Here is a 2864-nt window from a genome sequence, read left to right as displayed (position 1 = left end):
ACAGGCGCTTCCGCTTTTGATCGTCCAGCTCCAGCGCCTATCGACTAGCGAATTTCTCCATTTTCTCCCTACGATAAGTCAACATCAGCTCGCAAAATCGCCTCGCTGTGTTTCCTTTATCTCAGTCGAAAACTGCAAAATTCGTACGTCGATGGACAGGCGCTTCCGCTTTTGATTTTACTTTCTAAGTTTTCCTAGTTCTTCGGCGATGGCTTGCATTTCACTTGGACTGAAGGCTGTTTTTTTCATGACCATGTCGTAAAGATCTTTTAATTCTTCATACATATCCTCGTCAAAGTGAGATGGTTTCACTGCTCCAGCATTGACCATTCGCAGTTTATCTTTAATTTTTTCAATCATATATTCAATATTTTCTACAGATTTAACAGCTAAATTCATGAAAAATCATCCTCTCTGAAAGTAATATTTCTCCGTCAACATTACACTTCACTTAATCATTCCATGTTTTATTTGAATTGTCAAAGTCAAATATGAAAACATTCAGAAAGAAATGGTAAAATAAACACAAGAGAAACGGAATAAATTTGCACTCCTTCTTATTGGGATATGCACATGTTTCATGGAGATATACACATTTCTCGTAAAGATGTGAACAACTAAATAGAATATATCCATAAGATAATGAAGAATATGTAAATTTCTAATGAAAATATGCACAAAATTCTAAGAGATATGCACATTTTCCCCAAAAGTTATGGGGATTCCTGTGAAGATATGCACATCTACTCAAAAGCGTAAGATCAAGGAGTTTTGCACATCATTTATCAACTAAGGAATAGATGATTGAAATTGAAAATCAAGGTAAAATAAGGATATATATGATAGGGAAGGGGTATTGAATGATGAAGGTGAAGGTTTTATTCGTTTGTTTAGGGAATATTTGTCGATCGCCGATGGCTGAAGCGGTGTTTCGCGATTTAGTCAAAAGGGAGCAACTTGAAGAGAAGATCGAGATTGATTCTGCTGGAACTGGAGGCTGGCATGTAGGGAGTGCCCCACATGAAGGGACATTAGAAATCCTTAAGAAGTACAAAATTAACTCTGAAGGACTTATTGCTAGGCAGGTAGAGGAAAAGGATCTTCGGGAATTCAATTTTATTATTGCGATGGATGAAAGCAATGTGCGAAATTTAGAACGTTTAATCAAAGCCGAAATGAATCCAAAGGCAAGGTTTATCCGCCTTCTTGATTTAGTGGAAGAGTTAGAGGTGAAGGATGTTCCAGATCCATACTACACAGGAAATTTTGAAGAAGTGTACGAGCTTATTACAAAAGGTTGTTTGAAATTATTACAAAAAATTAAACAAGAAAATGCCATATAGGAGTGTTGAATTTGGGGAAAAATAAATTTTTCATCGGTGTTTTAATCGGAGCGGTTGCTGGTGGTGCAATAAGTTTGATCGATCGTCAGACTAGAAAAGAAATGAAAAATTTAAGTAATCATATGATTCAATTGGCAAAAGAGCCGAAAGCGTTAGCTTCATCGACGACGGAAATTGTAGAAAAGGCAAAACTTACGATGCAACAAGTGAATGAAGACATGCAATTCATTTGTGAAAAAGTAGAAGATTTACAGCAGTTATCACCGCAAGTTAAGGAGCTTGTGGAGGAAACGAAAACGGTATTTTTACCAGAGCAACAAGTGAAAGTCGAACAGGATGAAAACAAATAACGGGGTGAGTTGATGGCCTCTTCCAAAAAAGAAATGTGGATCTTTTTAAAACAATTATTTTTAAGAATTAAGGATTCTGATATCGTGGGAGTATCTGCGCAGATGGCGTTTTTCTTTTTATTATCCTTATTTCCAATGCTTATTTTTATGGTCACATTGCTCCCTTATTTGCCTTTTACACAAGATGATATTTTGAATATCGTTCGCGACTTTGCTCCAACAGATTCTTTTAAATTAATTGAGACAACATTAAATGAAGTAATGGGGCGAAGAAACACGGGATTATTATCATTCGGGATCATTGCCACGATCTGGTCTGCTTCCAATGGAATGAATGCCATCATCAAAGGATTAAACCATGCGTATGATGTAAAAGAAACTCGTTCTTTTTTTATTAATCGCAGTTTGTCGATTGTCTTAACATTTGCCTTGATTTTTGTCATTATCATTGCTTTATTACTTCAAGTATTTGGAAAGCAAATCGGCTTATATATGGCGTATCGTTTTGGTTTTTCTGAAACGTTTTTAAATGTTTGGAATCAGTTGCGTTGGGGTGTTTCCCCGATTATTTTATTTATCGTTTTCACAGGATTATATACACTTGCTCCAAGTAAAAGGATTCAATGTGTGACGGTTTTACCGGGAGCGGTTTTTGCTGCACTTGGATGGATATGCGTTTCATTAGTTTTTTCTTATTATGTTAATAACTTCGGGAATTACACAGCCACGTATGGAAGTATTGGTGGTGTCATTATTTTAATGATTTGGTTTTATTTATCTGCGATGATGATTTTAATTGGGGGAGAGTTAAATGCACTGAAAAATGAGAAAGAAAAGGATTGCTAAAAACTTCCAGTGATTATTTCGCCTTTTCGTCCACACTATTATTGAGCCATAGTGTAGCTCAATATATAAAAGTGAGGGATTACTCATGTCTAAAAAGACGAAAAAAGACGGTGGAACGAAGCAAAATAAAAATAGTAAACCAAAACATAAAACATCTGGATCTGCAAATGGACAAAATGGATATCATTAAAATAGAGAAACTAGGTGGAGGAAAACGCTCCACCTAGTTTGATTTTAAGTGCGCCCTGCATGGGCGGATACTTGGTGGTGAAAGTCCACTACAGGCTTGGCAGTAGGAACTGTTAGCGAAAGACAAGGTGGCTAT

The 2864-nt window shown here is 36.3% G+C and carries 4 protein-coding genes; 3 read left to right on the top strand and 1 reads right to left on the bottom strand.

Features of this window, described 5'->3' with window-relative positions; translation table 11 throughout:
- Window positions 1-177 precede the first annotated feature (177 nt).
- Window positions 178-399 carry a DUF1128 domain-containing protein gene (locus J2S13_RS16645; protein ID WP_307258964.1) on the bottom strand — a complete coding sequence of 74 codons (222 nt, stop codon included), beginning with the start codon at window positions 397-399 and terminating at the stop codon, window positions 178-180.
- A 464-nt stretch (window positions 400-863) separates the two neighbouring features.
- Between J2S13_RS16645 and J2S13_RS16640 the strand changes: the two genes are divergently transcribed.
- The 3 genes from J2S13_RS16640 to J2S13_RS16630 are packed head-to-tail and all read left to right on the top strand — an operon-like array spanning window position 864 to window position 2539.
- Window positions 864-1343, top strand: a complete 480-nt coding sequence (locus J2S13_RS16640) for a low molecular weight protein-tyrosine-phosphatase (RefSeq protein ID WP_307258965.1) — start codon at window positions 864-866, stop codon at window positions 1341-1343.
- An 11-nt stretch (window positions 1344-1354) separates the two neighbouring features.
- Window positions 1355-1693: a YtxH domain-containing protein gene (locus tag J2S13_RS16635; protein ID WP_307258963.1), complete on the top strand. Its 339-nt coding sequence runs from the start codon at window positions 1355-1357 to the stop codon at window positions 1691-1693.
- A 12-nt stretch (window positions 1694-1705) separates the two neighbouring features.
- Window positions 1706-2539 carry a YihY/virulence factor BrkB family protein gene (locus J2S13_RS16630; protein WP_307258962.1) on the top strand — a complete coding sequence of 278 codons (834 nt, stop codon included), beginning with the start codon at window positions 1706-1708 and terminating at the stop codon, window positions 2537-2539.
- Window positions 2540-2864 lie beyond the last annotated feature (325 nt).

This window comes from Oikeobacillus pervagus, from assembly GCF_030813365.1.
Lineage (GTDB): Bacteria > Bacillota > Bacilli > Bacillales > DSM-23947 > Oikeobacillus > Oikeobacillus pervagus.
The sequence above is the reverse complement of the archived record's forward strand: the minus strand, read 5'-3'. Positions and strand labels throughout refer to the sequence as shown.